The organism is Sphingomonas sp. (assembly GCF_048594985.1).
Classification (GTDB): Bacteria; Pseudomonadota; Alphaproteobacteria; order Sphingomonadales; family Sphingomonadaceae; genus Sphingomonas_I.
Genome location: NZ_JBMDXG010000066.1, coordinates 1 through 1,864, shown reverse-complemented (window position 1 = coordinate 1,864; position 1,864 = coordinate 1). Strand labels below are relative to the sequence as shown.

Annotated in this window: 1 protein-coding gene; it reads left to right on the top strand. The window is 65.7% G+C overall.

Annotation, left to right across the window (positions count from 1 at the left end):
- Positions 1 to 1,776, top strand: a 1,776-nt coding sequence (locus ACOJSF_RS02415; protein ID WP_420140643.1) for a TonB-dependent receptor family protein, incomplete at its 5' end; no start/stop codon positions are given.
- Positions 1,777 to 1,864 lie beyond the last annotated feature (88 nt).

Sequence of the window (1,864 nt, the reverse complement as noted above, 5' to 3'; positions counted from 1 at the left end):
CGCATGGGCGACGATGTGCGCCTGTCGATCCGGGGATCGGGGTTGTCGCGCGCCTATGGCGTGCGCGGGATGACACTCACCGTCGACGGCGTTCCGATGAACACGTCGGACGGGCTGCTCGACTTCTTCGAGGTCGATCCCAGCGCCTACCGCTATGTGGAGGTGTTCAAGGGAGCGAACGCGCTCCGCTACGGATCGAACGCGCTGGGCGGCGCGATCAACCTCGTCACGCCGGTGGGCCGCGACGCGTCGCCGCTCGATGCCCGCCTCGACGTCGGCAGTTTCGGTTATGTGAAGGGGCAGGCCAGCACCGGCGGTGTCTCTGGCGATCTCGATTATTTCGCGACCGTCTCCGCCCAGACCAACGACGGCTACCGCGATCACAGCAACGGGCACCAGTTCCGCAGTAACCTCAACCTCGGCTACCGCATCTCACCCGACGTCGAGACCCGCTTCTACGTCTACGCGACCAGCACCAAGCAGCGGATCCCGGGCGAGGTCAGCAAGGATCAGGCGCTCGACGATCCGCGTGCGGCCAATCCCGAATGGGTGCGGCAGGACCAGCAACGCAACGTCCGCTCCATCCGGGTCGCCAACAAGACGATCGCGCGCCTGGGCGACACCACGGTCGAGGCGGGCGCCTTCTACAATGCGCGCCATGTCCGGCACCCGATCTACCAGTGGCTCGATTTCACCGTGAATGATTATGGCGCGTTCGCACGCGCGGTCGACGACCGATCCTTCGGGACCGTCCGCAACCGCCTGATCCTCGGCGCCACGCTCCAGAATGGCAAGATCGACACCGAGCAATTCGTCAATCTGGACGGCGCGGTGAAGGGGCCGCTCGCCGCGTCGATGGTCGACACGTCCCGCAACCTGTCGCTCTATGGCGAGGATTCGCTGTTCGTGGCCCCCAACCTGGCGCTGGTGGCGGGCCTCCAATATCTGCACGCGCGCAGGGACCGGCGCGACAGGTTCCTGACCAACGGTGACCAGTCGGGCGCTAAGAACTACGATCTGTGGAGCCCCCGCGCCGGCATCCTGTGGGATGTCGATGCGAATTGGCAGATCTTCGGCAACGTCTCGCGCAGCGCCGAAGTGCCGACCTACGACGCCAACTCCTTCGCAACGCCCGCCAGCGCCAACCTCCGCGCGCAACGTGCCACCACCTACGAGGTCGGCACGCGTGGGCGTCGAGGCTGGGTCGGATGGGACCTTTCGCTCTACCGGTCGGAGCTTCGGCATGAGCTGCAATGCCTGACTACAGGACCGTTCAGTGCGTGCAGCGTCATCAACGCCGACCGCACCGTGCATCAGGGGATTGAAGCCGGCCTTAACGCCGATCTGCCGCTGTCCGCGATCGCCGCCGGGGATAGCCTCGCGATCGTCGCGGCCTATACCTACAGCGACTTCTTCTTCGATGACGACAGCCGCTATGGCGACAATGAGCTGCCCGGCATTCCGCGGCATTATCAGCGCGTCGAGACGCTCTACCGGCATCCGAGCGGGCTTTATGGCGGCCCGAACGTCGAATGGGCGCCCGGCCATTATTTCGCCGACAATGCGAACAGCCTGACCGTCGATCCCTATGCGCTGCTGAACCTCAAGCTCGGCTACGATCATGGCCCATGGTCGGCTTATGTCGAAGGCCGCAACCTCACGGGCAAGCATTACATCTCGACCGTGGCGATCGCCGGGGTGGCGAGCCCGGGGGCGGAAATCTTCAATCCAGGCATAGGGCGGGCGGTGTTCGGCGGCCTGCGGTATCATTGGTGAGCGGGGGGGCTGCCGCCCGCCCGCAGCGCCGGCGCGCCGCGCCCGGCTCGCTCTACCCGCTCTTATGGCGCTGGCATTTCTATGCCGG